A 3,580-nucleotide genomic window follows, 5' to 3' on the forward strand; every position below is an offset into this window, starting at 1 on the left:
CCTCAAGGGCAAGGTCACCGTCGTCGAGCGCGAGGGCACCCTCCCCGGGATCAACGTCGTGGTCGGCACCAAGTTCCGTGACGTCAAGGACGGCGCCGCGCAGATGGAGGCGTCGGACGACGAGACCACCTGCGTGCCCACGCTGCCCCCCGAGACCCCGACGCCCGACGCGCCCGAGTCGGACGACGCGGAGTCCGACGAGTCCTGATCAGTCGTCGAGCCACTGTGCGAGACGCCCACGGGCGCTGACCTCGCGCAGCCGCCGCTCGCAGGCCTCGCGCTGCTTGCGAGGCGTGACGACCAGCAGGTTGTCGAGGTGCCGCAGGACCGTGCGCGACTCGGGCACCAGGGTGCGTCCTTCACGGATGACCAGCGAGACCGAGGCTCCGGACGGCAACCGGAGCTCGCCCACCTCGACGCCGTGCAGCCGGGAGACCGGACTGATCGTGATCTGGAGGAGGTCGGCCGCGACCCGCTCGAGCGGGGCGGCCTCGAGATCGAGGTCGCGGGGCTCGGAGCGCCGCGCCACCTTGAGCACCCTCGCCACGAGCGGCAGGGTCGGCCCGGTGAGCAGGGTGTAGACGACGACCATCACGAAGACGATGTCGAAGAGACGCTCGGCGTCGTCGACACCCTCGGCCAGGGGGATCGTGGTGAGCACGATCGGGACGGCGCCGCGCAGCCCCGCCCACGAGACGAACGAGAGCTCACGCCAGGGCAGAGGTTGCACCACCGCGCTCACGGCCACCGAGATCGGGCGGGCGACGAAGGTCAGGATCAGACCGGCCAGGATGGCCGTGCCGACCGTCGACAGCGTGATCCGGCCCGGCGACAGGAGCAGGCCCAGCATGACGAAGAGGCCGATCTGCGCCAGCCAGGCGACGCCCTCGGCGAACGACTTGGTGGCGCCTCGGTGCGGGAGCTCGGAGTTGCCGAGCACCAGCGCGGAGACGTAGACCGCGGCGAAGCCGCTGGCGTGCACCGCCGAAGCCGTGCCGTAGGCGAGCAGGGTGAGCGTGAGGACGGCGAGCGGGTAGAGGCCGGACGACGGCAGGGCCACCCGCCGCATCACCCAGGCGCCGCCGAACCCGACCGCGAGGCCCGCTGCGGTGCCGGCGACGAGCTCGAAGACGATGATGCCGGCGGTGCCGAACACCCCGTGCTCGACGACGGCGCCGGTGGAGATCAGCGTGACCAGCACGACCGTGGGGGCGTCGTTGAGCCCCGACTCCGCCTCCAGCGACCCCACCAGCCGTTGCGGCAGGGGCACGACCCGCAGCACCGAGAACACGGCCGCCGCGTCGGTGGGAGAGCAGACCGCCCCGAGCAGGATGGCCAGCTCCCACGGGAGTCCGAGCACGTAGTGGCCGCCCACGGCCATGATCGCGACCGACACCCCGATGCCGAGCGTCGCCAACGACGCCCCGAGACGCATCGAGGGTTTCGCCTCGCGCCAGTTGGTGGTGAGACCGCCCTCGGCCAGGATCAGGAGCAGCGCCGCGAACCCGAGGGAGTGGGCGAGCTCGGCGTCCTCGAACCCGATCCCGATCCCTGACTCACCGAGGGCCACGCCCATCAGCAGGTAGATCAACAGGCTGGGCAGTCCGGCGCGCGAGGAGAGGCGCACCGCGAGGATCGCGAGCAGCGTGACCGCAGCGCCGATCAGCACGAACCTGTCGAGCTGCTCGACGTCGAAGGACATGTCACCTCTGGTGTGGGGGTGGCGGAGCCGAAGTCTATCGGCGCCGGGCCCCGTCGAGCGTCACGACCGTCCGGGTCGAGACGCCGGCGCCGTCCTAGGCGGGTGAGGTCTCGCGCTGACGGGCCCAGGCGGCGATGCCCACGTCGACCACGGAGGCTCGCCGTCCGCGCTGGTCGAGGTCGGCCAGAGGCACCCACTCGGCGAAGTCGGTGCTGCCGCCCACCTCGAGGGTGCCGAGCACGCCCCCGGTGATGGTGGCGGCGAAGAGGACCTTGACCGCCTTGTAGGGCTTGTCCGAACGCGTGGTGCCGTTGCGGTGGCCCCAGGCCTGCGTGGTGAGCGGGGCACCGACCTCGACGTCGTAGCCGGCCTCCTCGCGCACCTCGCGCACGACGGCCTGCTCGAGGGTCTCGTCGTAGTCGACGCCGCCGCCGGGCAGGCTCCAGCCGGGGTCGTGGCTGCCCTCGCCGTTGTACCAGGTGAGCAGGATGCGCTCGGCGTCGTCGACGATCACGGCGTAGGCGGCGACCCGGGTGTCGTACTCGGTGAAGTGCACGCCCGCCACGCTAGCGATGATTCCTGAGGCGTCCACCTGGTCGCGCAGAACTGAAACATGTTCTAGATTTGCCGGATGAGCACCAAGGGCACCGCCGTCCCCGAGACCGTCCCCGCCTCGTCGCTGCCGGAGGACACCCCGTCGTACGACGTCGTCGTCGTGGGGTTCGGCATCGCCGGCGGCTGCGCGGCGCTCGACGCCGCCCGCGCGGGAGCCCGGGTGCTGCTCCTCGAGAAGGCCGCGGTCCACGGCGGCACGTCCTCGATGTCGGGCGGCCACTTCTACCTCGGGGCCGGCACCGCGGTGCAGACCGCGACGGGCCACGAGGACTCGGTCGAGGACATGTACTCCTACCTCGTGATGTCGTCCAAGGAGCCGGAGGAGGACAAGATCCGCGCCTACTGCGAGGGCTCGGTGGCCCACTTCGAGTGGCTCGAGGACCTCGGCTTCGCCTTCGAGCGCTCCTACTACCCCGAGAAGGCCGTGATCCAGCCCGGCACCGAGGGCCTGATGTTCACCGGCAACGAGAAGGTGTGGCCCTTCAAGGACGCCGCGCGACCGGCCCCACGCGGCCACAAGGTGCCGGTCGCCGGCGACACCGAGGGCACCAAGCTGGTGATGGACCTGCTGCGGCAACGCATCGAGGAGGCCGGGGTCGAGGTCCGCTACGAGACGGGCGCCACCCACCTCGTCGTCGACGTCGGCCCCGAGGGCGGCGGCGCCGTGGTGGGCGTGGCCTGGCGGTCGTTCGAGCAGACCGGGCACGTGCTCGCCGGCGGCGTCGTCCTGGCCGCCGGCGGCTTCGTGATGAACCCCGACATGGTCGCCGAGCACACCCCCGCGCTCGGGAAGAACCTCTTCACCCTCGGCTCGACGTACGACGACGGGCTCGGCATCCGTCTGGGCCAGTCGGTCGGCGCCGAGCTCAAGCACATGGACGAGCCCTTCATCACCGCGCCGGTCTACCCGCCGTCGCGTCTGCTGACCGGGATCATCGTCAACGCGGCCGGCGAGCGGTTCGTGGCCGAGGACAGCTATCACTCCCGCACCTCGCAGCTCGTGATGGAGCAGCCGGGCTCGGCGGCCTACCTGATCGTCGACAGCGAGCACGTGGAGTACCCCAAGTTTCCGCTCGTGCCCCTCATCGACGGCTACGAGACGATCGCGGAGCTGGAGTCGGCGCTCTCCCTGCCCGCAGGCTCGGTGGCGTCCACGCTGGAGCGCTACAACGAGCACGCCGCCCGCGGCGAGGACCCCGACTTCCACAAGGGCGCCGAGTGGCTCGCCCCCCAGGGCACCGGCCCGTGGGCCGTCTTCGACCT

At 71.4% G+C, this 3,580-nt stretch carries 4 protein-coding genes; 2 read left to right on the forward strand and 2 right to left on the reverse strand.

Translation table 11 applies throughout. The features are described 5' to 3' along the window. Positions 1 to 208, forward strand: a 208-nt coding sequence (locus tag VOI19_RS16335) for a hypothetical protein (protein WP_323794024.1), incomplete at its 5' end; no start/stop codon positions are given. Here VOI19_RS16335 and VOI19_RS16340 read toward each other — a convergent pair. Both VOI19_RS16340 and VOI19_RS16345 read right to left on the reverse strand, forming a co-directional pair. Continuing rightward, positions 209 to 1,702: a potassium/proton antiporter gene (locus VOI19_RS16340; RefSeq protein WP_323794025.1), complete on the reverse strand. Its 1,494-nt coding sequence runs from the start codon at positions 1,700 to 1,702 to the stop codon at positions 209 to 211. A 94-nt stretch (positions 1,703 to 1,796) separates the two neighbouring features. Continuing rightward, on the reverse strand, positions 1,797 to 2,258 hold the full coding sequence (locus VOI19_RS16345; protein WP_323794026.1) for an NUDIX domain-containing protein: 462 nt from the start codon (positions 2,256 to 2,258) through the stop codon (positions 1,797 to 1,799). Positions 2,259 to 2,333: 75 nt separating this feature from the next. On the opposite strand from VOI19_RS16345, the gene VOI19_RS16350 reads away from it, so the two are divergent. Further along, the coding region (locus VOI19_RS16350; protein WP_323794027.1) for an FAD-binding protein at positions 2,334 to 3,580 on the forward strand (1,247 nt) is incomplete at its 3' end.

The organism is Nocardioides sp., assembly GCF_034670285.1.
GTDB lineage: Bacteria > Actinomycetota > Actinomycetes > Propionibacteriales > Nocardioidaceae > Nocardioides.